The organism is Acidovorax sp. NO-1 (assembly GCF_000238595.1).
Taxonomy (GTDB): domain Bacteria; phylum Pseudomonadota; class Gammaproteobacteria; order Burkholderiales; family Burkholderiaceae_C; genus Acidovorax.
Map to the genome: position 1 here is coordinate 98,286 of NZ_AGTS01000100.1, position 26,033 is coordinate 124,318.

27 protein-coding genes are annotated in these 26,033 nt (G+C 64.5%); 19 read left to right on the forward strand and 8 right to left on the reverse strand.

The window, feature by feature from the left end:
* The first annotated feature begins 61 nt into the window (after positions 1 to 61).
* Positions 62 to 1,342: an EAL and HDOD domain-containing protein gene (locus KYG_RS16295; protein WP_008906030.1), complete on the forward strand. Its 1,281-nt coding sequence runs from the start codon at positions 62 to 64 to the stop codon at positions 1,340 to 1,342.
* Positions 1,343 to 1,370: 28 nt separating this feature from the next.
* On the opposite strand, the gene xerD is transcribed toward KYG_RS16295, so the two are convergent.
* Positions 1,371 to 2,270, reverse strand: a complete 900-nt coding sequence (gene xerD, locus KYG_RS16300; protein WP_008906031.1) for a site-specific tyrosine recombinase XerD — start codon at positions 2,268 to 2,270, stop codon at positions 1,371 to 1,373.
* Positions 2,271 to 2,343: 73 nt separating this feature from the next.
* Entirely contained in the window at positions 2,344 to 3,309 is a 966-nt protein-coding gene (locus KYG_RS16305; protein ID WP_008906032.1) for a tripartite tricarboxylate transporter substrate binding protein BugE, read from the reverse strand.
* Between the two features lie 124 nt (positions 3,310 to 3,433).
* On the opposite strand from KYG_RS16305, the gene KYG_RS16310 reads away from it, so the two are divergent.
* Both KYG_RS16310 and KYG_RS16315 read left to right on the forward strand, forming a co-directional pair.
* Positions 3,434 to 4,339 carry an AEC family transporter gene (locus tag KYG_RS16310; RefSeq protein ID WP_008906033.1) on the forward strand — a complete coding sequence of 302 codons (906 nt, stop codon included), beginning with the start codon at positions 3,434 to 3,436 and terminating at the stop codon, positions 4,337 to 4,339.
* Positions 4,336 to 5,013, forward strand: coding sequence for a GDSL-type esterase/lipase family protein (locus KYG_RS16315; protein ID WP_008906034.1), 678 nt, complete (start codon positions 4,336 to 4,338; stop codon positions 5,011 to 5,013). Before KYG_RS16310 ends, KYG_RS16315 begins: the two co-directional genes overlap by 4 nt.
* Before the next feature lie 96 nt (positions 5,014 to 5,109).
* On the opposite strand, the gene queG is transcribed toward KYG_RS16315, so the two are convergent.
* Positions 5,110 to 6,159: a tRNA epoxyqueuosine(34) reductase QueG gene (queG, locus tag KYG_RS16320; protein ID WP_008906035.1), complete on the reverse strand. Its 1,050-nt coding sequence runs from the start codon at positions 6,157 to 6,159 to the stop codon at positions 5,110 to 5,112.
* A gap of 12 nt (positions 6,160 to 6,171) precedes the next feature.
* Between queG and tsaE the strand changes: the two genes are divergently transcribed.
* The 4 genes from tsaE to KYG_RS23945 all read left to right on the forward strand — a co-directional run bounded on the left by tsaE (position 6,172) and on the right by KYG_RS23945 (position 9,123).
* The gene (tsaE, locus tag KYG_RS16325) at positions 6,172 to 6,690 is read left to right on the forward strand and encodes a tRNA (adenosine(37)-N6)-threonylcarbamoyltransferase complex ATPase subunit type 1 TsaE (RefSeq protein WP_008906036.1); all 519 of its coding nucleotides are present in this window, start codon (positions 6,172 to 6,174) and stop codon (positions 6,688 to 6,690) included.
* Between the two features lie 6 nt (positions 6,691 to 6,696).
* Positions 6,697 to 8,139 carry an N-acetylmuramoyl-L-alanine amidase gene (locus tag KYG_RS16330; RefSeq protein ID WP_008906037.1) on the forward strand — a complete coding sequence of 481 codons (1,443 nt, stop codon included), beginning with the start codon at positions 6,697 to 6,699 and terminating at the stop codon, positions 8,137 to 8,139.
* A gap of 108 nt (positions 8,140 to 8,247) precedes the next feature.
* Positions 8,248 to 8,580, forward strand: a complete 333-nt coding sequence (locus tag KYG_RS16335; RefSeq protein WP_008906038.1) for a cupin domain-containing protein — start codon at positions 8,248 to 8,250, stop codon at positions 8,578 to 8,580.
* Between the two features lie 303 nt (positions 8,581 to 8,883).
* Positions 8,884 to 9,123 (forward strand): glycine zipper 2TM domain-containing protein, encoded by a 240-nt coding sequence (locus KYG_RS23945; RefSeq protein WP_085942600.1) that lies wholly within the window; start codon positions 8,884 to 8,886, stop codon positions 9,121 to 9,123.
* A gap of 120 nt (positions 9,124 to 9,243) precedes the next feature.
* On the opposite strand, the gene acnB is transcribed toward KYG_RS23945, so the two are convergent.
* From acnB to KYG_RS16355, 4 genes are all read right to left on the reverse strand, one after another.
* Positions 9,244 to 11,829, reverse strand: a complete 2,586-nt coding sequence (gene acnB, locus KYG_RS16340) for a bifunctional aconitate hydratase 2/2-methylisocitrate dehydratase (protein ID WP_008906039.1) — start codon at positions 11,827 to 11,829, stop codon at positions 9,244 to 9,246.
* 124 nt (positions 11,830 to 11,953) lie between these two features.
* Entirely contained in the window at positions 11,954 to 12,547 is a 594-nt protein-coding gene (locus KYG_RS16345; RefSeq protein WP_008906040.1) for a hypothetical protein, read from the reverse strand.
* Positions 12,548 to 12,578: 31 nt separating this feature from the next.
* Complete coding sequence (locus tag KYG_RS16350; RefSeq protein ID WP_182119813.1) at positions 12,579 to 13,649, reverse strand: CoA ester lyase; 1,071 nt, start codon at positions 13,647 to 13,649, stop codon at positions 12,579 to 12,581.
* Positions 13,650 to 13,663: 14 nt separating this feature from the next.
* Positions 13,664 to 14,650, reverse strand: a complete 987-nt coding sequence (locus tag KYG_RS16355; protein WP_008906042.1) for a malate dehydrogenase — start codon at positions 14,648 to 14,650, stop codon at positions 13,664 to 13,666.
* A gap of 213 nt (positions 14,651 to 14,863) precedes the next feature.
* On the opposite strand from KYG_RS16355, the gene KYG_RS16360 reads away from it, so the two are divergent.
* From KYG_RS16360 to KYG_RS16415, 12 genes are all read left to right on the forward strand, one after another.
* Positions 14,864 to 15,652 carry a GntR family transcriptional regulator gene (locus tag KYG_RS16360; RefSeq protein WP_008906043.1) on the forward strand — a complete coding sequence of 263 codons (789 nt, stop codon included), beginning with the start codon at positions 14,864 to 14,866 and terminating at the stop codon, positions 15,650 to 15,652.
* Positions 15,653 to 15,786: 134 nt separating this feature from the next.
* Positions 15,787 to 16,221, forward strand: coding sequence for a succinate dehydrogenase, cytochrome b556 subunit (gene sdhC, locus KYG_RS16365; RefSeq protein WP_008906044.1), 435 nt, complete (start codon positions 15,787 to 15,789; stop codon positions 16,219 to 16,221).
* Positions 16,222 to 16,285: 64 nt separating this feature from the next.
* Complete coding sequence (sdhD, locus tag KYG_RS16370; RefSeq protein ID WP_008906045.1) at positions 16,286 to 16,651, forward strand: succinate dehydrogenase, hydrophobic membrane anchor protein; 366 nt, start codon at positions 16,286 to 16,288, stop codon at positions 16,649 to 16,651.
* Between the two features lie 22 nt (positions 16,652 to 16,673).
* A complete protein-coding gene (gene sdhA / locus KYG_RS16375) occupies positions 16,674 to 18,482 on the forward strand; it encodes a succinate dehydrogenase flavoprotein subunit (protein ID WP_008906046.1) in 1,809 nt (602 codons plus the stop codon).
* A 21-nt stretch (positions 18,483 to 18,503) separates the two neighbouring features.
* Complete coding sequence (locus tag KYG_RS16380; RefSeq protein ID WP_008906047.1) at positions 18,504 to 19,208, forward strand: succinate dehydrogenase iron-sulfur subunit; 705 nt, start codon at positions 18,504 to 18,506, stop codon at positions 19,206 to 19,208.
* A gap of 18 nt (positions 19,209 to 19,226) precedes the next feature.
* Positions 19,227 to 19,547 carry a succinate dehydrogenase assembly factor 2 gene (locus tag KYG_RS16385; protein ID WP_008906048.1) on the forward strand — a complete coding sequence of 107 codons (321 nt, stop codon included), beginning with the start codon at positions 19,227 to 19,229 and terminating at the stop codon, positions 19,545 to 19,547.
* Positions 19,548 to 19,625: 78 nt separating this feature from the next.
* A complete protein-coding gene (locus KYG_RS16390) occupies positions 19,626 to 20,936 on the forward strand; it encodes a citrate synthase (RefSeq protein ID WP_008906049.1) in 1,311 nt (436 codons plus the stop codon).
* Positions 20,937 to 21,152: 216 nt separating this feature from the next.
* Entirely contained in the window at positions 21,153 to 21,419 is a 267-nt protein-coding gene (locus tag KYG_RS16395) for a metal/formaldehyde-sensitive transcriptional repressor (RefSeq protein WP_008906050.1), read from the forward strand.
* A gap of 47 nt (positions 21,420 to 21,466) precedes the next feature.
* Positions 21,467 to 22,582 carry an S-(hydroxymethyl)glutathione dehydrogenase/class III alcohol dehydrogenase gene (locus tag KYG_RS16400; protein ID WP_008906051.1) on the forward strand — a complete coding sequence of 372 codons (1,116 nt, stop codon included), beginning with the start codon at positions 21,467 to 21,469 and terminating at the stop codon, positions 22,580 to 22,582.
* Positions 22,583 to 22,667: 85 nt separating this feature from the next.
* A complete protein-coding gene (fghA, locus tag KYG_RS16405; RefSeq protein ID WP_034695006.1) occupies positions 22,668 to 23,540 on the forward strand; it encodes an S-formylglutathione hydrolase in 873 nt (290 codons plus the stop codon).
* Positions 23,541 to 23,631: 91 nt separating this feature from the next.
* Complete coding sequence (locus KYG_RS16410; RefSeq protein WP_008906053.1) at positions 23,632 to 25,377, forward strand: phosphoethanolamine transferase; 1,746 nt, start codon at positions 23,632 to 23,634, stop codon at positions 25,375 to 25,377.
* A gap of 112 nt (positions 25,378 to 25,489) precedes the next feature.
* Positions 25,490 to 25,789: a GNAT family N-acetyltransferase gene (locus KYG_RS16415; RefSeq protein ID WP_008906054.1), complete on the forward strand. Its 300-nt coding sequence runs from the start codon at positions 25,490 to 25,492 to the stop codon at positions 25,787 to 25,789.
* On the opposite strand, the gene KYG_RS16420 is transcribed toward KYG_RS16415, so the two are convergent.
* Positions 25,776 to 26,033, reverse strand: a complete 258-nt coding sequence (locus KYG_RS16420) for a DUF2249 domain-containing protein (protein ID WP_085942601.1) — start codon at positions 26,031 to 26,033, stop codon at positions 25,776 to 25,778. The genes KYG_RS16415 and KYG_RS16420 overlap by 14 nt on opposite strands.

Genomic DNA, 26,033 nt, shown 5'->3' on the forward strand with positions numbered 1-26,033 from the left:
GCGGGCGGAGCGTGCCGGTCTAGAATCAAGTGCGAGCCCCGCCCTTCATCACAGCAGACCCATGTCGAGCACACCTGAACAAGACGCCCCCGAAGCTGCAGCGCCAGCGGTCGAACCCGTAGACGAGAACATCGCAATCATTGCGCGCCAGGCCATCGTGGATGAATCCCGCGCTGTCTATGGCTATGAGCTGTTTGACCGCTCCACGGCCTCTGATGCGCACACTGCGGCCAGCGATGCGGCCCTGCTGTTCAATGCCTTGTCATACGCCGGCACCGAAGCGCTGGTCGGCAAGAAGACGGTGTTCATCAATTGCACGCACGACAGCCTCTCCGGTGGCCACCTGGAGCTGATCCACCCCGAAAAGGTGGTGCTGGAAGTGCCCCCCCTGCCCGAGGGCGCCACCGCAGAACAGATCGAAGGCCGCATCCCCACACTGGAAGCACTGCGCGCGCGTGGCTTTCGCCTGGCGTTCGATCAGCAGGCCCTCAAGCGCGCTTACACCAACTGGCTTCCGCTCGCATCCTTCATCAAGCTGGACATGCAGGCTTTCAAGCCCGAACTGGCAGGGCCGCTGGTGAAATTCTCCACCACCCACAGCAAGGCCACCCTGGTGGCCGAAAAGGTGGAAACGGCCGAGCAGTACGAGCTGATGCGCGGCCTGGGTGTCAAGCTGTTCCAGGGCTACTGGTTCGCCAAACCGTCGCTGGTGAAGGCCACCACCATCCGCCCCTCGCAGGCCACCATCATCCAGCTCATCAACCTGGTGCGCAAACAGGCGACCACGGCTGAAATTGAAGAGCTGCTCAAGAAAGACCCCACCCTGTCTTTCAACCTGCTGCGCTTCATCAACTCGTCGGGTTTTGGCCTGTCGTGCGAGATCACCTCGTTCCGCCATGCGGTGATGATCCTGGGCCTTAAAAAGCTGTTCCGGTGGGCAGCCTTGCTCATGACCACATCCCGCGCGGGCGGCGCCCCACCGGCCGTGGGCCAGACCGCCGTGGTGCGTGGCCGCCTGATGGAGCTGCTCGCCGCCGAGCTGCTGCCGCCCGAAGAATGCGACAACGCTTTTGTGGTGGGCGTCTTCTCGCTGCTCGACACCATGCTGGGTGTTCCCATTGAAAAAGCGCTGGAATCGGTGGCGCTGCCCGAGCCCGTGATGGATGCACTGCTGCGTGGTACCGGGGTGTTTGCGCCTTTTCTGGAGCTCACCATTGCGTGCGAAAGCGGCGATGAGGTGGCCTTTGCCAGGGCGGCTGACGCGCTGCACCTGTCCAACCGCCAAGTCAACTGGGCCCATCTGCAGGCGCTGACCTGGGCGGAAAGCCTGAACGAAGAGTGACGCGCGCCGGGCGTTGGCCCGGCCAGGATCAACCCCGCGGGTGGTGCTGCGCATGCAGCGACTTGAGCCGCTCCCGCGCCACATGGGTATAGATGGTGGTGGTGGAAATATCGGCGTGCCCCAGCAGCAGCTGCACCACCCGCAGGTCAGCGCCATGGTTGAGCAGGTGTGTGGCAAAGGCATGCCGCAGCGTATGGGGCGACAGCGGCACGGTGATGCCCGCCACCTGCGCCCATTTCTTCACAATGACCCAGAACATCACGCGCGTCATGCCGCTACCGCGCTGCGTCACAAAGAGGTCATCGGTCTGCTGGCCGCCCAGGATCGTGCCCCGCGCTTCCTGAAGGTAGCGCTCCAGCCACTGGCGGGCTTCCTCGCCAAAAGGCACCAGCCGCTCCTTGCTGCCCTTGCCCATCACTCGCAGCACGCCTTCGTTCAACCCCAGCTGGAAGGTCTTGAGGGTGACCAGCTCCGTCACGCGCAGCCCGCTGGCGTACATCAGCTCCAGCATCGTGCGGTCGCGCAGGCCCAGCGGGTTGCCCAGGTCGGGTGCGTTCAGCAGTGCCTCCACCTGCGCCTGGGACAGTGTCTTGGGCACGCGCAGCGGCTGGCGCGCGGCCTGCAGGCGCACTGTGGGGTCGGCCGCCATGCGCCGCTCGCGCACCGCCCAGTGAAAGTAGCGGCGCAGCACCGTCAGGCGCCGGTTGGCAGACGTGGCACGGGTCTGCGCGTGCCGGGCGGCAAAGTACCCCTGAAGGTGGTGCTCGGCTGTGTCATCCAGCGCCAGCGGCGGCTGCTGGCCTGCCAGCCACTGTGCATACAGCGTGAGATCGCGCCGGTAAGCGGCCAGCGTGTTGCGCGACAGGCCATCCTCCAGCCACAGGGCGTCCACAAAGGTGTCAATGGCAGTCAGGCTGGTGGGGAGCATGCAAAAACGATAGCACGTAAAAAAGCCGCCCGTGGCAACGGGCGGCTTGGTGTGGCAACAAAGCCGCGCCGGCTTATTCCAGCGTCAGCTTCTGCTTGGCGACCACATCCTTGTACACCGCGAATTCGGCCTTGATCTGTTCGGCAAACTGCTCGGGGGTGTTGCCCACCACGATCGAGCCGGTGTCTTCAATGCGCTTTTTCACCGCCGGGTCTTGCAAAGCGGTGCGCACGGCGGCGTTGATCTTGTCCACGATGTCCTTGGGCAGGCCCTTGGGCCCCAGGATGCCGTAGTACGCCATGCGGTTCACGGGCTCCAGGCCCAGTTCCTTGAAGGTGGGCACATTGGGCAGTGCGGCCACGCGCTGGGGGGCTGCCACGGCAATGGCGACCAGGCGGTTGTCCTTGATAAAGGGCAGCGCCGATGGGATGTTGTCAAAGATGATCGGCACCTGGCCGGCCACAGTGTCGTTCAGTGCAGGGCCCGCACCGCGGTAGGGGATGTGCGTGACGAAGGTGTTGGACAGGCTCTTGTACAGCTCCATCTGCAGGTGGCCGATGCCGCCCGTGCCCGACGATGCATACGAATACTTGCCGGGGTTCTTCTGCACTTCGGCCACAAACGACTTGTAGTCCTTGGCGGGGAAGCTGGGGTTCACGGCAATCAGGTTGGGCGTGGCCGCAATGTTGATGATGGGCGTGAAATCCGTCAGCGGGTTGTACGGGGTCTTGGGGTTGATGGCGGGGTTGGCGGCCGTGGTGGACACGGTGGCCACGCCCAGCGTGTAGCCGTCGGGTGCCGAGCGTGCCGTTTCCGCCGCACCCACAATGCCGCCGCCACCGGCCTTGTTCTCCACGATCACGCTCTGGCCGAGGGCCTTGCCCAGCGGGTCGGCGATCACGCGCGCAATGATGTCGGTGGTGCCACCGGGTGCAAACGGCACCTGCAGCTTGATCACCTTGTTGGGGTAGCCCTGGGCGGCTGCGGTACCTGCTGCGGCGGCCAGTACGGACAGCGCAAGCCATTGACGACGATGCATGGAGTTCTCCTTCGTGAGGTAACAGACAGCGCTGATGGTATGCGCAACACGCCCGCCATCAACCTGCGGATTCCACATAAGGGCTAACCCCAAGACCCTGCCTTGCATCAAGTATTCTCGGAGCGTGAATTACGCCCAGCTCCTGATCCCGGATTTCTCCCTCATCCTCTGCGGTTACCTGATCTGCCGGTACACCGCCCTCAACCGCTCGGTGTGGCAGCCCGTGGAGAGCCTGGTGTACTACCTGCTGTTCCCGGTACTGCTGTTCCAGTCCATCGTCAAGAGCCCCGTGGACATCGGCGCTGCGTCGGGCCTCATTGCGGCGGGGTTGGCCATGGGCGTTTCAGGCATTGCGGTGGCCTACAGCCTGCCGCACTGGCCCTGGCTGGGCAAACACATCGACGCGCGCGACCATGCGGCCAGCGCGCAGGTGGCGTTCCGCTTCAACTCGTTCATTGGCCTGGCCATTGCCGAGCGCCTGGCGGGCGCAGAAGGCCTGCTGATGATCGCCGTGCTGATCGGCGTGTGTGTGCCGCTGTTCAACGTGGCGGCCGTGTGGCCCATGGCGCGGCACGGGCAGCACAGCTTTGCACGGGAGCTGATGCGCAACCCGCTCATCATCGCCACGGGATCGGGTTTGATCGCCAATTTGCTGGGGTTTCAGATCCCTGAATGGGCCAGCCCCACAGTCAGCCGCATCAGCGCCGCATCGCTGGCCCTCGGCCTGATGGCAGCCGGCGCAGGCCTGCAGTTTGGCCTGCTCTCGCGCGGCAAGGCGCTGAGCGTGGCGGTGTTGTCCATCCGGCACCTGGTGCAGCCACTGCTGGCGTTTGCGATGGCACGGCTGTTCGGGCTGAACCCGGTGCAGACGACGGTGCTTCTGGCCTTCTCGGCCCTGCCCACCGCATCTACCTGCTATGTGCTGGCGGCGCGCATGGGCTACAACGGGCCGTATGTGGCCGGGCTGGTCACCCTATCCACCTTGCTGGGCATGGTCAGCCTGCCGTTTGCGCTGGGGTTTCTCCGATGACCGATTCCCGCAGAGCCCTGGGTTCGGACGCTGTGACCAGCCGCCGCGCGTTGATGGCAAGCCTGGGGGCACTGGCGCTGGTGGCGCAGGTGGGCTGCGGGCGCAAAACCCCGCGCGCGCAATCGTTGCCGCCCGATGCCACCGTGCTGGCCCTGGGCGACTCGCTGACATCGGGCGTGGGTGCCTCGGCCGACACCGCCTACCCGGCCGTGCTGGCACGCCTGACAGGCTGGAAAGTAGTCAACGGCGGCATCTCGGGCGACACCTCTGCCCAGGCGCTGGCACGGTTGCCAGGGCTGCTGCATAAGCACACCCCCGCGCTGGTGATCGTGAGCATTGGCGGCAACGACTTTTTGCGCCGCCAGAGCACTGCCACAACCCGCAGCAACATCCGCCAGATCTGCGCCGATGCTCAGGCCAGCGGCGCACAGGTGCTGCTGGTGGCCGTGCCCGAGCTGACGATGTTGGCCGCAGTAGGCCGCCTCAGCGACCATGCGATGTACGAGGAAATCGCCAGCGAGCTGAAAGTGCCGCTGCACCGCAAAGGCTGGTCAGGTGTACTGGGGCAGGAGCGGCTGCGGGCGGACCAGATCCATGCCAATGCGGCGGGGTATGAAGAATTCACCCAGGGGCTGGTGTTGACCCTCAAAGACACAGGTTGGCTGGCGCGGTAGCCGCAAGATCCAAAGCAACACGCCGCAGCAAAGCGGTACCAATGCTCTTATTTTGATAGCTGCTCGCGCTTATCCATAAAGCGCCGGGGGCCAATTTCACCCCAAATCCAGCGCCCAGGCCACATGTTCGCGCACCAGCTCGCTGGGGTCGTCGGCGCGGGACTGCAATGCCGCACGCACCGCCGCGTCGCCCGTCGCCCGCAGCGCATTGCCCAGCGCCACAGCCACATTGCGCAGCCAGCGCTCGTGCCCGATGCGGCGGATGGGGCCACCCTCGGTCATGCGCAAAAAGGTCGGCTCGTCCCACGCAAACAGGTGCACCAGTTGCTGGCCCCCCAGGCCCTTGCGCTCGTCAAAATCCGGCAGGCGGCTCACCTGGGCAAACTTGTTCCAGGGGCAGATCAGCTGGCAGTCGTCGCAGCCATAGATGCGGTTGCCCATCAGGGGCCGCAACTCCACGGGGATGGGCCCGGCGTGTTCGATGGTGAGGTACGAGATGCAGCGCCGCGCGTCGATGCGGTGCGGCGCAATGATGGCCTGCGTGGGGCACACGTCAATGCACGCACTGCAGCTGCCGCAGTGCGCGGTGACGGGCGCGCTTCTGGGCAGGGCCATGTCCACATAAATCTCGCCCAGAAAGAACATGGACCCCGCCTCGCGGTTGAGCACCAGTGTGTGTTTGCCGCGCCAGCCCTGGCCGCTGCGCGCGGCCAGCTCCGCTTCCAGCACGGGAGCCGAGTCGGTGAACACGCGGTGGCCAAAAGGGCCGATGGCCTCGGCGATGCGGTCGCTGAGTTTTTGCAGGCGCGCGCGCAGCACCTTGTGGTAGTCCCGGCCCCGGGCGTAGACGGAGACGATGCCTTCCTGCGGGCGGACAAGGCGCGAGAGCTCCACCACCTGCCAGCCTTCGGGCGCGTGCACGGCGGTATCGCGCGGCAAGTAATCCATGCGCGCGGTGATCACGCTCACCGTGCCGGGCACCAGCTCGGCCGGGCGTGCGCGCTTCAACCCATGGGATGCCATGTAATGCATGTCACCATGAAACCCCTGCGCCAGCCAGGCCTCAAGCCCGGGCTCTGCCGCAGACAAGTCCACCCCCGCCACGCCGATTTGGGAAAATCCCAGTTCGCGGGCCCACTCCTGCATTTGAGGAACGAGTTGACTGTTGCACCACATACCGGCCAGATTGTAGAAAGCGGCGACGCCACCGCCGCCCCGGCCACGCGCCATTTCACCTGGCACAGCGAGGACGACACCACCGCTTTCGCGCAGCGCCTTGCCGCACAGCCCCTGCTGGCCAATGCCTTCGTGACCCTGCACGGCGACCTGGGCGCGGGCAAGACCACACTGGTGCGCCACCTGCTGCGCGCCCTGGGCGTAGAGGGCCGCATCAAGAGCCCCACCTATGCCGTGGTGGAGCCGCACGAGGCCCCGGGCCTCGCCATCTGGCACTTTGACTTCTACCGTTTTGACGACCCGCGCGAGTGGGAGGACGCGGGTTTCAGGGACATTTTTGCCAACCCCGGCCTCAAGGTGGCAGAATGGCCGGAAAAGGCCGCAGCGCTTACCCCGCTTGCGGACCTTGCTATCCACATTGAAGCAATGGATGACACCGAAAGGAAGATCACGCTGCACGCCCACACCGCCACCGGGCGCAGCCTGCTGCAAGCCCTCTGAGACGCCGTGAACGAACCCACCCTGCCCGCCCGCCCCGCTGCTGCCCCCCTGCCCTCGCGCCGCTCCGTGCTGCAGGCGGGCAGCCTGGTGCTGCTGCTGGGCACGCAGCAGATTGCACGCGGCGCCACCATCCTGGCCGTGCGCGTGTGGCCCGCCCCCGAGTATTCGCGCGTGACCATCGAATCCGACGGCGCGCTGGTGGCCAAGCAGTTTTTCGTGACCACACCGCCCCGGCTGGCGGTGGACATCGAAGGCATTGACCTGAGCCCCGAGCTGCGCGAGCTGGTGGCCAAGGTCAAGCCCGACGACCCCAACATTGCCGGCATCCGTGTGGGCCAGAACGCGCCTGGCGTGGTGCGGCTGGTGGTCGACCTGAAACAGGCCGCCATGCCCCAGGTGTTCACCCTGCCGCCGGTGGCCGCCTACCAGCACCGGCTGGTGTTTGACCTGTACCCCGCCGAGCCGGTGGACCCGCTGGAGGCGCTGATTGCCGAGCGCCTGCGCGAAGCCCCTGCCAAACCCGCGCCAGCCCCCAACCCACCGCTGACAGCTGCCGCAGCCGCCGCCGCACGGCCCCCTGCGCCCCCCGCCGAGCACGACCCCCTGGGCGACCTGATTGCCCAGCGCAGCCAGCGCCCGGGCCCGCCCGAGCCCCCGCCCATGGTGGCCACCACGCCGCCACCGGAACCCGCGCGCCCTGGCAACCGCGCCACCACCACCCAGACCGACCGGATCATCATCGTGGCGCTGGACCCTGGTCATGGCGGCGAAGACCCCGGTGCCATCGGCCCCGCAGGCACGCGCGAAAAGGACGTGGTGCTGCGCGTGGCGCACATGCTGCGCGATCGCATCAACGCCACCACCGTGGGAGGCAACCCCATGCGCGCCTACCTGACGCGCGACGGCGACTACTTTGTACCCCTGGCCACCCGCGTGCAAAAGGCGCGGCGCGTGCAGGCCGACCTGTTCGTCAGCATCCATGCCGACGCGTTCACGGTGCCCACGGCGCGCGGCGCCAGCGTGTTTGCGCTGAGCCAGGGCGGCGCCTCCAGCACGGCTGCGCGCTGGCTGGCCAACAAGGAAAACCAGGCAGATCTGGTGGGTGGCATCAATGTGCAGTCCAAAGACCGGCAGGTGCAGCGCGCGCTGCTGGACATGAGCACCACAGCGCAAATCAACGACAGCCTGAAGCTGGGGACGGTGTTGCTGGGCGAGATTGGCAATGTGGGCCGACTGCACAAACCGCGTGTGGAACAGGCGGGATTTGCAGTGCTCAAGGCCCCGGACATCCCCAGCGTGCTGGTGGAAACCGCCTTCATCAGCAACCCGGAAGAAGAAAAGCGCCTGCGCAGCAGCGCCTACCAGGAGAAGCTGGCCGACGCGCTGATGCGCGGCATCGTGCGCTACTTCGCCAAGAACCCGCCGCTGGCGCGCAGCCGGTCGGTGTAGGCAAGCCCGCCTTGCGCAGGGCGCCAACTGCAGGCAAAGTAAGCCCCATCACCGGCGCCCCGTGCTCGTGGATCCCCTTGGGCGCCGGGGCCGAAGAAGGAGATAGCCATGGCCCTGCCCCACGCCCAATCCGGCCAGATCGTGAGCGTGCGCCCTCTGGGCGACCGCCTGCCTGAGGCTGTCACTGCCGCCATTCTCAAGGCGGGCCAGCTCGAGGTCATGCGCGTGGTACTGCCCGCAGGCAAATCCATGAAGGAGCACCAGACACCGGGGGAAGCCACCGTGCAATGCCTTGAAGGCGTGGTCGAGTTCACCACCGAGGACGGAAACCAGCAGTTGCACCCCGGCGACTTTGTGCATCTGGCCCCCCGCGCGCTGCACTCGCTCAAGGCGGTGGAGCACGCCTCGCTGCTGGTCACGATCTGCCTGCGCCCGGGTTAAGCCGCCGCAAAATAAACCCTGTGGCGCGGTCACCCATTCGGGACGGGATGCAAGGCGCAAATCGCAGCTGCGGCCAGGATGTGCAACGCCTCAGACCGCCCAAAGCCGGAGTGCGCGGCGCGCGAGGGGTTTTCAGCGTTTGCCTTGAACGCATTCCCAAGCCCGCCCCGTCCTACACACGCACGCCAAGCCTGCCTACGCGCAGCCCTGCGGGCAGAGTCGATAGTAAAGGCACAGGCCAAGCCCCTCCGCAAACAGCAGACGGGCATCAGGGCCTGGATCCATTCATAAAGGACTCCTGCCATGAAAATCCGTCACATACTCCTCGCAACCACTTGCACTGCAGCCCTGGCCCTTGGCGGCTGCGCATCGAACCCTACTGGCGCACAAGTCGGAACGGGCGTAGGCGCTGTCGTAGGCGGGGTCGCCGGTAACGCCATCTTCGGCGGTCCGGTCGGCACCATTGGCGGTGCCGCTGCCGGTGCGCTGGTAGGCCACGAAATCGGCGAAGACCGCGACCAGCGCAAGCCGTATCGCCGATAAGCGTCTCAGGGTCTGGCATAGGGTCGCAACATAGCGACGCCCCAGCGCATGAAAAAAGCGGCTCCTGGAGCCGCTTTTCTTTTATTGGACAGGGCGCTATCCGCGCCACCGCGCCGCCAATCAGGCGGTCACGCCGTCTGCCACTTCCTTGAACTCGGCGATCTGGTCGAAGTTCATGTACTTGTAGATCTTGTCGCCGTTCTGGTTGATGACACCAATGTCGGCCAGGTACTCTTCCTTGGAAGGAATGCGGCCCAGCTTGGAGCAGATGGCCGAGAGTTCTGCCGAACCCAGATACACGTTGGTGTTCTTGCCCAAGCGGTTGGGGAAGTTGCGCGTGCTGGTGGACATCACGGTAGCGCCTTCCTTCACCTGTGCCTGGTTGCCCATGCACAGTGAGCAGCCGGGCATTTCCATACGGGCACCGGCCGCGCCGAACACGCCGTAATGGCCTTCTTCGGTGAGCTGGTGCGCATCCATCTTGGTGGGTGGGGCCATCCACAGTTTTACCGGAATGTCCTTCTTGCCTTCGAGCAGCTTGGAAGCTGCGCGGAAGTGGCCGATGTTGGTCATACACGAGCCAATGAACACTTCGTCAATCTTGGCGCCAGCCACGTCCGACAGCGTCTTGGCGTCGTCCGGATCGTTGGGGCAGCACACGATCGGCTCGGTGATCTCGGACAGGTCGATCTCGATCACGGCCGCGTACTCGGCGTCTTCGTCGGGCGCCAGCAGCTGCGGGTTGGCCAGCCAGGCTTCCATGGCCTTGATGCGGCGGCCGATGGTGCGTGCGTCGGCGTAGCCCTGGGCGATCATGTTCTTGAGCAGCACGATGTTCGAGTTGATGTACTCGATCACGGGTTCCTTGTTCAGGCGGACGGTGCAGCCCGCTGCAGAGCGCTCAGCCGACGCGTCGGACAGCTCGAACGCCTGTTCCACCTTCATGTCGGGCAAGCCTTCGATCTCAAGGATGCGGCCCGAGAAGATGTTCTTCTTGCCCTGCTTTTCCACTGTCAGCAGGCCTGCCTTGATGGCGTACAGCGGAATGGCATGCACCAGGTCACGCAGCGTCACGCCCGGTTGCATCTGGCCCTTGAAGCGCACCAGCACCGATTCGGGCATATCGAGGGGCATCACGCCCGTGGCAGCGGCAAAAGCCACCAGGCCGGAACCTGCGGGGAAGCTGATGCCGATGGGGAAGCGGGTGTGCGAATCGCCGCCTGTGCCCACGGTATCGGGCAGCAGCATGCGGTTGAGCCAGCTGTGGATGATGCCGTCGCCGGGCTTGAGCGAGATGCCGCCGCGCGTGCTGATGAAGTCCGGCAGCTCGTGGTGCATCTTCACGTCCACGGGCTTGGGGTAAGCGGCCGTGTGGCAGAACGACTGCATCACCAGGTCGGAGCTGAAGCCCAGGCAGGCCAGGTCCTTCAGTTCGTCGCGGGTCATCGGGCCGGTGGTGTCTTGCGAACCCACCGAGGTCATGCGGGGTTCGCAGTACGTGCCGGGCACCACGCCCTGGCCTTCGGGCAGACCGCAGGCACGGCCCACCATCTTTTGCGCCAGGGTGAAGCCCTTGCCGGTGGCAGCGGGCACCTGGGGCAGGCGGAACAGCGTGGATGGGGGCAGGCCCAGGGCTTCGCGGGCCTTGGTGGTCAGGCCGCGGCCGATGATCAGCGGAATGCGGCCGCCGGCACGCACTTCGTCAAACAGCACTTCGCTCTTGACTTCGAATTCGGCAATCACGTTGCCGTCCTTGAGCGCCTTGCCGGCGTAGGGCAGCAGTTCGATCTCGTCGCCCATGTGCATCTGGCTCACGTCCAGCTCGATCGGCAGCGCGCCCGCGTCTTCCATGGTGTTGTAGAAGATGGGAGCAATCTTGCTGCCCAGGCAGACGCCGCCAAACCGCTTGTTGGGCACAAACGGAATGTCTTCGCCGGTGAACCACAGCACACTGTTGGTGGCCGACTTGCGGCTGGAACCCGTGCCGACCACGTCACCCACATAGGCCACCAGGTTGCCCTTGGCGCGCAGGTCTTCGATGAACTTCACCGGGCCGCGCTTGCCGTCTTCTTCAGGCGTGATGCCGTCGCGCTTGTTCTTGAGCATGGCCAGCGCATGCAGCGGGATGTCGGGGCGGCTCCAGGCGTCGGGGGCGGGCGACAAATCGTCGGTGTTGGTCTCGCCGGTAACCTTGAGCACGGTGAGCTTGATGCTCTGGGGCACTTCGGGGCGGCTGGTGAACCACTCGGCGTCGGCCCAGCTCTGCAGCACGGCCTTGGCGAAGGTATTGCCCTTGTCGGCCTTTTCCTTGACGTCATGGAACTGGTCGAACATCAAGAGCGTCTTCTTGAGCGCTTCGGCGGCGACGGACGCCACCGCAGCATCGTCCAGCAGGTCGATCAGCGGCGTGAGGTTGTAGCCACCCAGCATGGTGCCCAGGAGCTGCGTTGCGCGCTCGCGGCCAATGAGGGTGCACACCTCGGTACCGTGCGCCACAGCCGCCAGGTAGCTGGCCTTCACCTTGGCGGCATCGTCCACACCGGCAGGCACGCGGTGGGTGATCAGGTCGACCAGCATGGCTTCTTCGCCAGCTGGAGGGTTCTTGAGGAGCTCGATCAGTTCGCTGGTCTGCTTGGCGCTCAAGGGCAGGGGCGGAATGCCCAGAGCAGCGCGCTCTGCAACATGGTCACGGTAGGCTTTCAACATCAGTTTTCTCCGGTTGCGTTCTAAAGTGGGGTGGCGTGCGAAATCAGCCTCGGCACACGGGCTTTCGTGCTGCACGCACAGGGTGTTGTTTTTTTCAGGGGCGAATAGCCCCGCGGCGCGTGGGCTACTTGAGAGGCTCCAGCACGCTCACAGGGGGGTTCTTCTTGATGGCTTCGGCCACGATGATCTGCTCAGGGCTCATGCACTCATCGGCCAGGCGCTGGCCAAGTTTCTGGTTCATGAGCATGGATTTGTTGGCAATCTGAAGCCACACCGCTCCGCCCTTTTTGTCCTCCAGGCGCACCGTCCCCGTGGTGGTAGCCACAGGCGCCATGAAGTACTTGAAGCCCTTGCCTTCGATGTGAAAGTGCCCCGGGCTCGCGGGCTCGGGCGACACGGTGACGAACGCACCCAGCTCACAGGGGATGCGGCCGACATGCACCCGCTCTGCAATGGCGAGTTCGTCAGGAGACAAGGCTGCTTCGGCCGCGATGATGCCGGTAGCCACCTGGTTGGCCGCGCTCTTGAGCTGCGTGCGGCTGCTGGTGCCCTCGGATTTGGCCACCGCGGACTTCTTGGCGGCGGGCGCCTTTTCCGCAGTCTTGGCGGGCTTGGCAGCCGGCTTGGCCGAAGCCTTGACCTCGGGCTTGGCGGGAGTTTGCGCCACGGCAAGCGCCGGAACGAGCAGCATCAATGCGGAAGCAATGAAGGATTTCATGGGTGGTCCTGCGAGAAGGATTCAGGAGTGTTCACGATGGAACGGAGGCCGGATCGCCAAACCAATGGCGCACGGAATCGGGAAGTGCACGCCCGGTGCTGTGGGCGCGCTCAAGCAACTGCCAGTAAAAACGGTAGCTCGCACGGTCGTGCAACACACCCTCAAAACTGATCGGAGCCCAATCAGAATCTGCGGCGGCAGCTATTATTTTTGAAGCAACCTCAATGTCATCCTGCGCAGGTGCAAATGCCTGCAGGATGGGCCGGATCTGGGCCGGATGGATGCTCCACATGCGGGTGTAACCCAGCTCGCGCGCAGCTTGGCTGGCGGCGCGGTGCAAGGCCGACGTATCGGAAAACTCGGTGACAACGCAATGCGACGGCACCTTGCCATGGGCATGGCAGGCAGCGGCGATTTCCAGCTTGGCACGCACCACCAGGGGGTGCGAAAACTGTCCGGTTGAGCTCATGCCCTGTGCCGGTATCGCGCCAGCATGGGCCGACACAAAATCCATGAGCCCAAAGCTCAGGCTCTGCACGCGGGGGTGCGCGGCGATCTCGAACGCTCTGTGCACTGCGGCCGGAGATTCGATGAGGGCATGGATCGGCACCAAAGCCGGAGAGGCCTGTTCCAGCGCGCGCTCCGCCTTGAGCACATCGTCCACAGATTCCACCTTGGGCAGCATGATGTGGCTGAGCCGGTGGCCCGCCTCGCCCGCGATCGTGGCGACGTCATTGGCAAACGCCGGATGGTCCACCGCGTGGACCCGGGCCGCTACGCGCGCACCTGGCGCAGCGCCGCCGGCCAGGCTGGCAACCAGCCGGGCATGGTCAGCTTCGAGGCCGACGGGGGCGCCATCTTCACAGTCGAGGGTGACATCAAAGACGCAGGTACCGAACTCCTGCATCATTTCCGCCTGCAGCTGCAGGCTCTTGCGCATGCGCGCTTCGACGCCGCTGTAGTGGTCGCAGACCGGCAGGAAACCCGTCTGCGCCTGGGCGCCCAGCAACACATCGCGTGGATGGATTGGCGCAGCGCCCTGCCCCTGTGCGGGGACCCGGGCGGCCCGATCAGGGCCCGATGCCTGTGGCGTCGGCTGCATGGCGCTTACCTGGTTTACAGCAGGTGCTTCACGCCGTCTTGCTCGCCTTGCAGCTCAGCCAGCGTGGTGTTGATGCGCTCTTGCGAGAACGTGTCGATCTCCAGACCTTCCACCACTTTGTATTCGCCGTTTTCGCAGGTGACGGGGAAGCCGAACATGGTGTCCTTGGGAATGCCGTACTGGCCATCCGAGGGCACGCCCATGGTGACCCACTTGCCGTTGGTACCCAGGGCCCAGTCGCGCATGTGGTCAATGGCGGCATTGGCCGCGGAGGCTGCCGACGACAGGCCGCGGGCTTCGATGATGGCCGCGCCGCGCTTGCCCACGGTGGGCAGGAAGGTGTTGGCGTTCCATTCCTGGTCGTTGATCATCTTGGCGACGCTCTCACCGTTGATGGTGGCGAAGCGGTAGTCGGCATACATCGTGGGCGAGTGGTTGCCCCAGACGGTCAGCTTCTCGATGTCGGCCACGGCCTTGCCGGTCTTGGCAGCGATCTGGCTCGCGGCGCGGTTGTGGTCCAGGCGCAGCATGGCGGTGAAGTTCTTGCGGGGCAGATCTGGAGCCGACTTCATGGCGATGTAGGCGTTGGTGTTGGCAGGGTTGCCCACCACCAGCACCTTCACGTTGCGCGAAGCCACGGCGTTCAGGGCCTTGCCCTGTGCCGTGAAGATGGCGCCGTTGACGGCCAGCAGCTCGGCACGCTCCATGCCGGGGCCACGGGGGCGCGAACCGACCAGCAACGCGTAGTCGGCATCCTTGAAGGCGGTCATGGGGTCGCTGTGGGCTTCCATGCCCACCAGCAGGGGGAATGCGCAGTCATCGAGCTCCATCATCACGCCCTTGAGCGCCTTCTGGGGGCCTTCCACGGGCACTTCGAGCAGCTGGAGGATGACGGGCTGGTCCTTGCCCAGCATTTCGCCGGAGGCAATACGGAACAGCAGGGCGTAACCAATTTGGCCAGCGGCGCCGGTGACGGCCACGCGAACAGGCTTCTTGCTCATGGTGAAAAACTCCAGGAAGTGAAAAACAGAAACGGTGATGAAAGCCAAGCACCTGCGTCTGTTACCAGCAGCCCGTGCCCCGCAAAACAGCCTTGGATTGTACTGCTGATCGGCGCGTCGGGTCAATTTGTCTTATGTCTTATATAAGATATGATTGATACCCGCTGATACCCCCGCCACGCACCCACCAGGCGTCCACTGCATTCTCCTGCCATGTCATCCCTTCCGTACGCCGCTGACCCCACCGGCACGCCATCCGGCGTCGCTGGCAATGCCACGCCGGCATTCAGTCCGCTGTACCAGCAGATCAAGGGACTCATCCTCCAGAGCCTGCAGCAGGGCGAATGGAAGCCCGGCGAGGCCATTCCCAGCGAGATGGAGCTTGCCGCGCGGTTTCGCGTGAGCCAGGGCACGGTGCGCAAGGCCATTGACGAGCTGGCGGCCGAAAACCTTGTCATGCGCCGCCAGGGCAAGGGCACATTTGTCGCCACCCATGCGGAACAACATGTTCAATACCGCTTTTTGAAGCTGCTTCCCGATACGGGCGATGCGCGGGTGGAAGGGCCGGCCCAGCGCACGGTGATCGACTGCCGCCGCGTCCGTGCGAGCGCGGATGTGGCCCGCGCACTGGCCTTGCGCAGCGGAGACGCCGTGATGCAGGCCAGGCGCATTCTTTCTTTTGCAGGTGTCCCGACCATCCTGGAAGATATCTGGCTCCCCGGGCAAGCTTTCAAAGGGCTGACGGCAGACCAGCTCGCCAACTACCAGGGGCCGACCTACGCCATGTTCGAACTGGATTTTGGCGTGCGCATGGTGCGCGCCCAAGAGAAAATCCGGGCCGTACTCCCCGACGCTGAGCAGGCGCAACTGCTGCAGATCACCGTGAACACCCCCCTTTTGAGCGTCGAACGTATTGCCTACACCTACAACGATGTTCCGATGGAGTTACGGCGCGGGCTTTATCTCACCGATACCCACCATTACCGCAACGAACTGAGCTGACACCGGGCTGGCACCTGACTGCAAACGTCAATAATTCGGGTCTGGTCAAAACCCTTATTGTTGCGTTGCAATAGAATTTTGCGTTCTTTGCATCTTCAAATTACAAAGCAGTTACATCCACGAAAGCACACAACATGACAGAACTCGCCAAAAAACGGCCTGAATTCCGCAACATCAATGCCTTCAAGGACCTGACGACCTACCGCATGACACCCGCAGCGTGGGTGTCCATCCTGCACCGGGGCAGCGGGCTGATCATGTTCCTGCTGCTGCCTTTCATCATCTGGATGTTCGACACCTCGGTGTCCTCCGAATACTCTTTCGCACGGTTCTCTGCAGCCTTCAGCACCGGTATCGGCTTTGTTCCGGGCTGGTTCGTGAAGCTGGTGGCACTGGCGCTGATCTGGTCGTACCTGCACCACTTCACGGCCGGGCTGCGCCACCTGTGGATGGATGTGAGCCACAGCGCCGTGAACAAGGAATTCGGCAAGACGTCGGCCCTGGTGGTGCTCGCCATCAGCATCGGCCTGACCCTGGTGCTGGGTGCCAAGCTCTTCGGCCTGTACTGATCAACCGCATTTTTGCAGACACGGCCGAGCCGTGACCGCCCACAAAAATCGAGAGGAATTTCCCATGTCCGTCAATTACGGTTCCAAGCGCGTCGTCGTCGGCGCCCACTATGGCCTGCGCGACTGGCTCAGCCAGCGCGTCACGGCAGTGCTGATGGCGCTGTTCACCCTGGCCCTGCTGGCCCAGGTCATCTTTTCCAAAGGCCCCATCGGCTACGACAAATGGGCGGGCATCTTCTCGGCCCAGTGGATGAAGGTGCTGACCTTCTCCGTGATCGTCGCGATCGCCTGGCACGCGTGGGTCGGCCTGCGCGAAGTCCTGATGGACTACATCAAGCCCGTGGGCCTGCGCCTGGCACTGCAAGTGTTCGCCATTGTCTGGCTGGTCAGCTGCGCTGGCTGGGGCATCCAGGTTCTGTGGCGTCTCTGATTCCCGCGATTGAAGGTACACAATGAGCTACACACAAGCCAACATCACCAAGCGCAAGTTTGACGTCATCATTATCGGAGCCGGTGGCTCCGGCATGCGGGCATCCCTGCAACTGGCCCGCGCGGGCCTGAACGTTGCGGTCCTCTCCAAGGTATTCCCCACCCGTTCGCACACCGTGGCGGCCCAGGGCGGCATCGGCGCGTCGCTGGGCAACATGTCCGAGGACAACTGGCACTACCACTTCTACGACACCATCAAGGGTTCCGACTGGCTCGGCGACCAAGATGCCATCGAGTTCATGTGCCGCGAAGCCCCCAAGGTCGTGTACGACCTGGAGCACATGGGCATGCCGTTTGACCGCAACACCGACGGCACGATCTACCAGCGCCCCTTCGGCGGCCATACCGCCAACTATGGCGAAAAGCCCGTGCAACGCGCTTGCGCTGCAGCCGACCGTACGGGCCACGCCATGCTGCACACGCTGTACCAGCAAAACGTCAAGGCCCGCACCAACTTCTTTGTGGAGTGGATGGCCCTGGACCTGATCCGCGACGCCGACGGCGACGTGGTGGGTGTGACGGCGCTGGAGATGGAAACCGGCGACCTGCACATCCTGGAAGCCAAGACCACGCTGCTGGCCACCGGTGGCGCAGGCCGCATCTTTGCCGCATCGACCAACGCCTTCATCAACACCGGTGACGGTCTGGGCATGGCCGCGCGCGCTGGCATTCCGCTGGAAGACATGGAGTTCTGGCAGTTCCACCCCACCGGCGTGGCCGGCGCGGGCGTGCTGCTGACCGAAGGCTGCCGTGGTGAAGGCGCCATCCTGCTCAACAGCAATGGTGAGCGCTTCATGGAGCGCTATGCGCCCACCCTGAAGGACCTGGCACCGCGCGACTTCGTGTCCCGCTCGATGGACCAGGAAATCAAGGAAGGCCGTGGCTGTGGTCCCAACAAGGACTACGTGCTGCTCAAGCTGGACCACCTGGGCGCAGAAACCATCCACAAGCGCCTGCCTTCGGTGTATGAAATCGGCGTCAACTTCGCCAACGTGGACATCACCAAAGAGCCGATCCCCGTGGTGCCCACCATCCACTACCAGATGGGTGGCATCCCCACCAACATCAATGGCCAGGTCGTGGTGCAGCAAGGCGGCAACGACAACCTCGTGGTCAACGGCCTTTATGCAGTGGGCGAATGCTCTTGCGTATCGGTGCACGGCGCCAACCGCCTGGGCACCAACTCGCTGCTGGACCTGCTGGTGTTCGGCCGCGCTGCTGGCAACCACATCGTCGAGTTCAACGACAAGAACAAGAACCACAAGCCCCTGCCCAAGGATGCGGCCGACCGCACCCTGGAACGCCTCAACCGCCTGCAAGGCGCCAGCAGCGGCGAATACGCCCAGGACGTGGCCAACGACATCCGCGCCAGCATGCAACTGCATGCCGGTGTGTTCCGCACGCAGGCGAGCATGGACGAAGGCGTCAAGAAGATTGCCGAGCTGCGCAACCGCGTGAACAGCGTGGGCCTGAAGGACCACTCCAAGGTGTTCAACACCGCCCGCATCGAAGCACTGGAAGTCGAGAACCTGATCGAAGCTGCGCAAGCCACCATGGTGTCTGCCGCCGCCCGCAAGGAATGCCGCGGCGCCCACACCGTGAGCGACTACGAGCGCCCCGCAGACGACCCGGTGGCACCACTGGGCCGCGACGATGCCAACTGGATGAAGCACACCCTGTGGCACAGCGAGAGCAACAGCCTGACCTACAAGCCCGTCAAACTCAAACCCCTGACCGTGGACTCAGTTCCGCCCAAGGTTCGCACGTTCTAAACGGATACAGGAGCACCCACCATGGCAAAACGCACCTTCCAAATCTACCGCTACGATCCTGACAAGGACGCCAAGCCCTACATGCAGACCGTCGAAGTGGAACTCGACGGCAGCGAACGCATGCTGCTGGACGCCCTGATGAAGCTCAAGGCGCAAGACCCCACCCTGTCGTTCCGTCGCTCCTGCCGCGAAGGTGTCTGTGGCTCGGATGCCATGAACATCAACGGCAAGAATGGCCTGGCCTGCCTGACCAACATGAACACGCTGCCCGGCACCGTGGTCCTGAAGCCCCTGCCCGGCCTGCCAGTCATCCGCGACCTGATCGTGGACATGACGCAGTTCTTCAAGCAGTACAACTCCATCAAGCCGTACCTCATCAACGACAACGTACCGCCCGAAACCGAGCGCCTGCAGTCGCCCGAGGAGCGCGAAGAGCTCAACGGCCTGTACGAGTGCATTCTGTGCGCCAGCTGCTCCACCAGCTGCCCCAGCTTCTGGTGGAACCCCGACAAGTTCGTGGGCCCCGCCGGTCTGCTGCAGGCCTACCGCTTCATCGCCGACAGCCGCGACGAAGCCACCACGGAGCGCCTCGATAACCTGGAAGACCCGTACCGCCTGTTCCGCTGCCACACCATCATGAACTGCGTGGACGTGTGCCCCAAGGGCCTGAACCCCACCCGGGCGATTGGCAAGATCAAGGAACTGATGGTGCGTCGCGCCATCTGACCGCGGACCACGACCGTCATGGGTGCCACCGTCACCACCGCCCCCTCGGCAGCCTCGCCGCTGCTGACGGAACGCGAACTCAGCAAGCTGCACTGGCGTTGCCGGCGTGGTTTGCTGGAAAACGATCTGTTCATCGAACAGTTCTTTGCACGTTTCGAGCCCGAACTGAACCAGCGCCACGCCCAGGGCCTTGCCGCCCTGATGGACCTTGCGGACAACGACCTCCTGGACTTGCTGCTGTGCCGCAAGGAACCCGACGAGGCGCTGGACGCGCCCGAGGTGCATGAAGTGCTGGGCATGCTGCGGCGAAGCGGCGGCACCCCCGTGCTGGCGGCCTGACAAGCGGGTTCCCCCGCTCTGAAAAGCCCCCAGCCCCACCCGACCGGATGATCATCGGCAAACCTAAGGAAAGTAACAATGAAGCTAGCTGACAACAAAGCCACCCTGTCCTTCAGCAACGGCAGCCCCAGCGTGGACCTGCCGGTCTACCAGGGCAGCATTGGCCCGGACGTCATCGACATCCGCAAGCTGTATGCGCAGACGGGCATGTTCACCTATGACCCAGGCTTCCTGTCCACAGCTGCCACCCAGTCGGCCATCACCTATATCGATGGCGACAAGGGCGAACTGCTGTACCGCGGTTATCCGATCGAGCAGCTGGCCACGCAATGCGACTACCTGGACACCTGCTTCCTGCTGCTCAAGGGCGAGCTGCCCAACGAGACCCAGCGCACCGACTTCCACAAGCTTGTGACCAACCACACGATGGTCAACGAGCAGATGCAGTTCTTCCTGCGCGGCTTTCGCCGCGATGCCCACCCCATGGCCGTGCTGACCGGCCTGGTGGGTGCCCTGTCGGCCTTCTACCACGACAGCACGGACATCAACAATCCGCAGCACCGTGAGATCGCCGCCATCCGCCTGATCGCCAAGATGCCCACGCTGGTCGCCATGGCCTACAAGTACGGCATGGGCCAGCCCTACATGTACCCGCAAAACCACCTGAGCTACTCGGGCAACTTCCTGCGCATGATGTTCGGCACACCGTGCGAAGAGTACAAGGTCAACCCCGTGCTCGAGCGCGCGCTCGACCGCATCTTCATCCTGCACGCAGACCACGAACAGAACGCCTCCACATCGACCGTGCGCCTGTGCGGCTCGTCGGGCACCAACCCGTTTGCCGCCATTGCTGCTGGCGTGGCCTGCCTGTGGGGCCCCGCCCACGGCGGCGCCAACGAAGCCGCGCTGAACATGCTGCACGACATCCAGGCCCAGGGCGGCGTGGAGAAGATCGGCGAGTTCATCAAGCAGGTCAAGGACAAGAACTCCGGCGTCAAGCTCATGGGCTTTGGCCACCGCGTGTACAAGAACTACGACCCCCGCGCCAAGCTCATGCAGGAAACCTGCAACGAAGTGCTGGCCGAGCTGGGCCTGGAAAACGACCCGCTGTTCAAGCTGGCCAAGGAGCTGGAGAAGATCGCCCTGGAAGACGAATACTTCGTCTCGCGCAAGCTCTACCCCAACGTCGACTTCTACTCCGGCATCGTGCAGCGCGCCATCGGCATCCCCGTGAACCTGTTCACCGGCATCTTCGCGCTGGCACGCACCGTGGGCTGGATCGCCCAGCTGAACGAAATGATCGGCGACCCCGAGTACAAGATCGGCCGCCCACGCCAGCTGTTCACGGGCTCCGTGCGCCGCGACGTGCCGCCCCTGGCCAAGCGCTGATCGGTACGGCGCCCCGCGCGCCGTCCACACCATCAAAGCCCGCAGGCAGTGCCTGCGGGTTTTTTTTATGGGCCATCGGCTGCGAGCTCGTACAAGCAACCGAATACTCTCCCTGAGTAACTGGCATTTTGATACCCCCAGCGCAAACAGAATAAGCGCTGGTCTTTTATACTGCCACCCAGTACACCCCAGTGAACGCCCAGCCACCACTTGCCCATGCCCCACACTGCCGAAGACAAACAACGCGCCATCACCCGCCTTCGCCGCATCAAGGGCCAGGCCGAGGCGCTGGAGCGCGCGGTGCAAGCAGGCCGTGACTGCGCCCCCATCCTGCAGCAGCTGGCGGCCATGCGAGGCGCCGTGCACGGGCTGATGGCCGACCTGCTGGACAGCCATGTGCGCGAGACGCTGGCGGAAAAACCGGCACCCTCGCAGACAGCGATCGACGAGACACTGGCCCTGCTGCGCTCTTACCTCAAATAGACCGAAACCCCCACCCCATCTACCCGACTGACCGAAAGGACCACCCCATGAAATCCCGCGCCGCCGTAGCCTTCAAAGCCGGAGAACCCCTGCAGATCGTCGAAATCGACGTGGCCCCGCCCAAAAAGGGCGAAGTCCTCATCCGGATCACCGACACCGGTGTGTGCCACACCGACGCCTTCACCCTGAGCGGCGAGGACCCCGAAGGCCTTTTCCCCGTGGTGCTCGGCCATGAAGGCGCAGGCATCGTGGTGGAAGTGGGCGAAGGCGTGACCAGCGTGAAGCCCGGCGACCATGTGATTCCGCTTTACACCGCCGAATGCGGCGAGTGCCTGTTTTGCAAGAGCGGCAAGACCAACCTGTGCGTGGCCGTGCGCGCCACGCAGGGCAAGGGCGTGATGCCCGACGGCACCACGCGCTTTTCCTACAACGGCCAGCCCATCTACCACTACATGGGCTGCAGCACGTTCAGCGAATACACGGTGGTGGCCGAGGTGTCGCTCGCCAAGGTCAACCCCGATGCCAACCCCGAGCAGGTCTGCCTGCTGGGCTGCGGCGTGACCACGGGCCTGGGCGCCGTGAAGAACACCGCCAAGGTGCAGGAGGGCGACACCGTGGCCGTGTTTGGCCTCGGCGGCATTGGCCTGGCCGTGATCCAGGGCGCCAAGCTGGCCAAGGCAGGGCGTATCATTGCCATCGACACCAATCCGTCCAAGTTCGACCTGGCCAAGGTGTTCGGCGCTACGGATTGCGTGAACCCCAAGGACTTCGACAAGCCGATCCAGCAAGTCATCGTGGAGATGACGACATGGGGCGTGGACCACAGCTTCGAGTGCATCGGCAACGTGAACGTGATGCGCGCGGCACTGGAATGCGCGCACCGCGGCTGGGGCCAGAGCGTGATCATTGGCGTGGCGGGCGCGGGCCAGGAGATCAGCACCCGCCCCTTCCAGCTTGTCACCGGCCGCAAGTGGCTGGGCACGGCGTTTGGCGGCGTCAAGGGCCGCAGCGAGCTGCCCGGCATGGTCGAAGACGCCATGGCCGGCAAGATCCAGCTCGCGCCGTTTGTCACGCACACCATGGGCCTCAAGGACATCAACGAGGCGTTTGACCTGATGCACGAAGGCAAGTCGATCCGCTCGGTTGTCAAATACGCCGCCTGAGCCGCAGTGAAGAGCGTTTGAGGCCAAATTGGCCTCCAGCGCTTATCCATCAAGCGCCAACAGCTACTATTTTCAGAGCACCACCATGACCATCTCCCTGGATCTGCTCAGCAGCCACACCTGCTTTGGCGGCGAGCAGCGCTTTTACCAGCACGCCTCGGCCGAGATCGGCCTGCCAATGAAGTTCTCGGTGTACCTGCCGCCCCAGGCCGCACAAGGCCCGGTGCCTGCGGTGCTGTACCTGGCGGGCCTGACCTGTAACGAAGAAACCTTCATGACCAAGGCCGGTGCCCAGCGCATGGCGGCCGAACTGGGCCTGGCCCTGGTTGCGCCCGACACCAGTCCGCGTGGCCCGCAGGTGGAGTCGCTGCCCGGCGCCACCGCCAGCTGGGACTTTGGCATTGGCGCAGGCTTTTACCTCGACGCCACGCAGGAGCCCTGGCGCACCCACTGGCGCATGGAGAGCTACATCGTGCGCGAGCTGCTGCCGCTGCTCGCACAGCACCTGCCCGTGGACGGCGAGCGCATCGGCATCTTCGGCCACTCGATGGGCGGGCACGGCGCGCTCACGCTGGCCCTGCGCCACCCAGGGCAGTTCAAGACCGTGTCGGCCTTGGCCCCCATCTGCGCGCCCACCCAGTGCCCGTGGGGCGAGAAAGCCTTCACCAGCTACCTGGGCGCAGACCGCACCGCCTGGCAGGAGCATGACACCACCGTGCTCATGCAAAACCAGCCCATCGCGCCCTATCCCGCCGGCATCCTCATCGACCAGGGCATGAGCGACAAATTCCTGGCCGAGCAGCTGCACCCGCACCTGCTGGAAGAAGCCTGCGCCGCCATCGGCCAGCCACTCACCCTGCGCCGCCACGCGGGGTACGACCACGGCTACTACTTTGTGCAGACCTTCATGGCCGAGCACCTTCAGCACCACGCCCGGGGGCTTTTGCAGCAGCGCTGATGTACGCCGGATGCCCGCCACCGGGCAGGCCCGTGAAGCGTGGAGCGGGGTGTTAATGCAGGCTTAAGTCTGGGCCGCCACAGTGCGGTCCATGCCTCTGATCCTGCAGCGCCTGCTGCTCCCCCGCCTTGCCCCGGGCACCCAGCCCTCCCCCGCCTCCACCGCTAAGCGCCACATCCACCCCCTGTGGGTGGTGGTGTTCATCAGCGCCTGGCTGGCCACGGCCTGCAACGTGCCGCTGTGGCGTGAAGTGGCACAACTGCCCGGCCAGGGCAGCCTGCGCGGGTGGGGCTTTGCCATCGCGTTCGCGTTCATCGTGGCGGCAGGCAACGCCGCACTGCTGAGCCTGCTGGCCTGGCGCTGGACGCTCAAGCCCGCCGCCGCCTTGCTGGTGGTGATGGCCGCGTTTGGTGCGTATTTCATGCTGGCCTACGGCGTGGCCATTGATGCCAGCATGCTGACGAACGTGCTGCAGACCGATGTGAAGGAAGCGGGCGACCTGCTCAACTGGCGCATGCTGGCCACCGTGCTCGCGCTGGCCGTGCCGCCGCTGTGGTGGCTGCTGCGCCGCCCCGTTTTGCGGCTGAGCCTGCTGCGCCACGCGGCGCACAACGGGCTGCTGCTGGCAGGCGCCATCGCCGTCATCGTGGTGTGCCTGCTGCTGGTGTTCCAGGACTTTGCCTCCACCATGCGCAACCACACCAAGCTGCGCTACCTGATCAACCCACTCAACAGCGTGTACGCCTTGGGCAACATCGCCACCAAGCCCCTGCGCATGGACACCAGCAAGCTGCTGCCCGTCGGCCGCGATGCGCAACTGGGCGCCAGCTACGCAGGCCAGGCCAGGCCCCCGCTGCTGGTGCTGGTGCTGGGCGAAACCGGCCGCAGCGACAACTTCGGCATCAACGGCTATGAGCGCAACACCACACCGCTGCTCGCTGCCCGCACCGACCTGGTCAGCGCCCGCAATGCGTGGTCGTGCGGCACCAGCACCGCCGCATCGGTGCCCTGCATGTTCTCGCACCTGGGCCGCACGGGCTACGACGCACGCGCCGCGAACTTCGAAAGCCTGATCGACGTGCTGCACCACGCAGGCCTGGCCGTGCTATGGGTGGACAACCAGTCCGGCTGCAAAGGCGTGTGCGACCGCGTTGGCGAGACCCTCACCAGCGCGCAAAAAAGCCCGGCGCCAGACCCAGCCCTGTGCACCGGCAGCGAGTGCCTGGACCGCGTGATGCTGCAAGACCTGGACACCCGCATCGCCGCCCTGCCCGCCGAGCAGCGCCAGCGCGGCACCGTGGTGGTGCTGCACCAGATGGGTAGCCACGGCCCCGCGTACTACAAGCGCTCGGCGCCGGACAACAAGAAGTTTGGCCCCGAGTGCACGTCCACATCGCTGCAGGAATGCGACCGCCAGCAGGTCGTCAACGCCTACGACAACAGCATCGTCGAGACCGACCATTTTCTCGATTCAGTGCTCAAATGGCTCGCAACGCAAGACAGAAAAGCGCATACAGCTATGGTTTACGTAGCAGATCATGGCGAATCCCTGGGCGAGAACAACCTCTACCTGCATGGCCTGCCGTATTCCGTGGCACCTGACGTGCAAAAGCATGTGCCCTGGATCACCTGGCTTTCCCCCGCCATGCAGGCGCGCACGCAGCTGGCCACCAGCTGCCTGCAGCGCGACCTGGCCGAGCGGCGCATCACGCACGACAACTACTTTCACTCGGTGCTGGGCTTGCTGGATGTAAAGACCGGCGCCTACAACCCCGACCTGGACATGTACGCGGCGTGCAGGCACGCGTCAGCGGCCAAGCCAAAAGCTGCGGGCTGACGCGGGTCGCATGGGGGGTTTGCCGCGCACGCGCAGTCACATACCGGCACAGGCGCGAGCGGCGCGTTGCGCCATACTCAGGCACCCTCCCACCTGCCTGATCCGCAAAGCCATGCCGCACACCATCCAGCACCACGACGACGGCGCGCAAGGCGCCTTCTACCTTGAAGAAAATGGACAGCGCCTCGCCGAGATGACCTACAGCCGCACCAACGCGACGACGGTCATCGTGGACCACACCGAAGTGGACCCGTCGCTCGGCGGCCAGGGCGTGGGCCGCGAACTGCTGGGCGCGCTGGTGCAATGGGCGCGCGCAACGCACACCAAGGTGGTCCCGCAATGCCCCTATGTGAAAGCACAGCTGGACAAGGTGGCGGCTTACCGCGACGTGCTGGCTCTCAGTGCACGCTGAAGTCGATCACGATCGCGCCGGGCTCACGCTGCTGGTACTCCACACCAATACGTCCTCCGTAGCGCTGCGCAATCTGTGCCAGCAGCGGCAAAGGGTCGTGGTCATTGGCAAAGCGCATGGTTTCACCCGGCTGCAGGCTGTCCAGCGCGCCAAAGATGGCAGCGTGCCGAAACCGCTTTGCCACGCCACGCGCGTCGAATGGGTAGATGGTGGCGGCAGACAGGCCGGGATGGGGTTGCGTGAT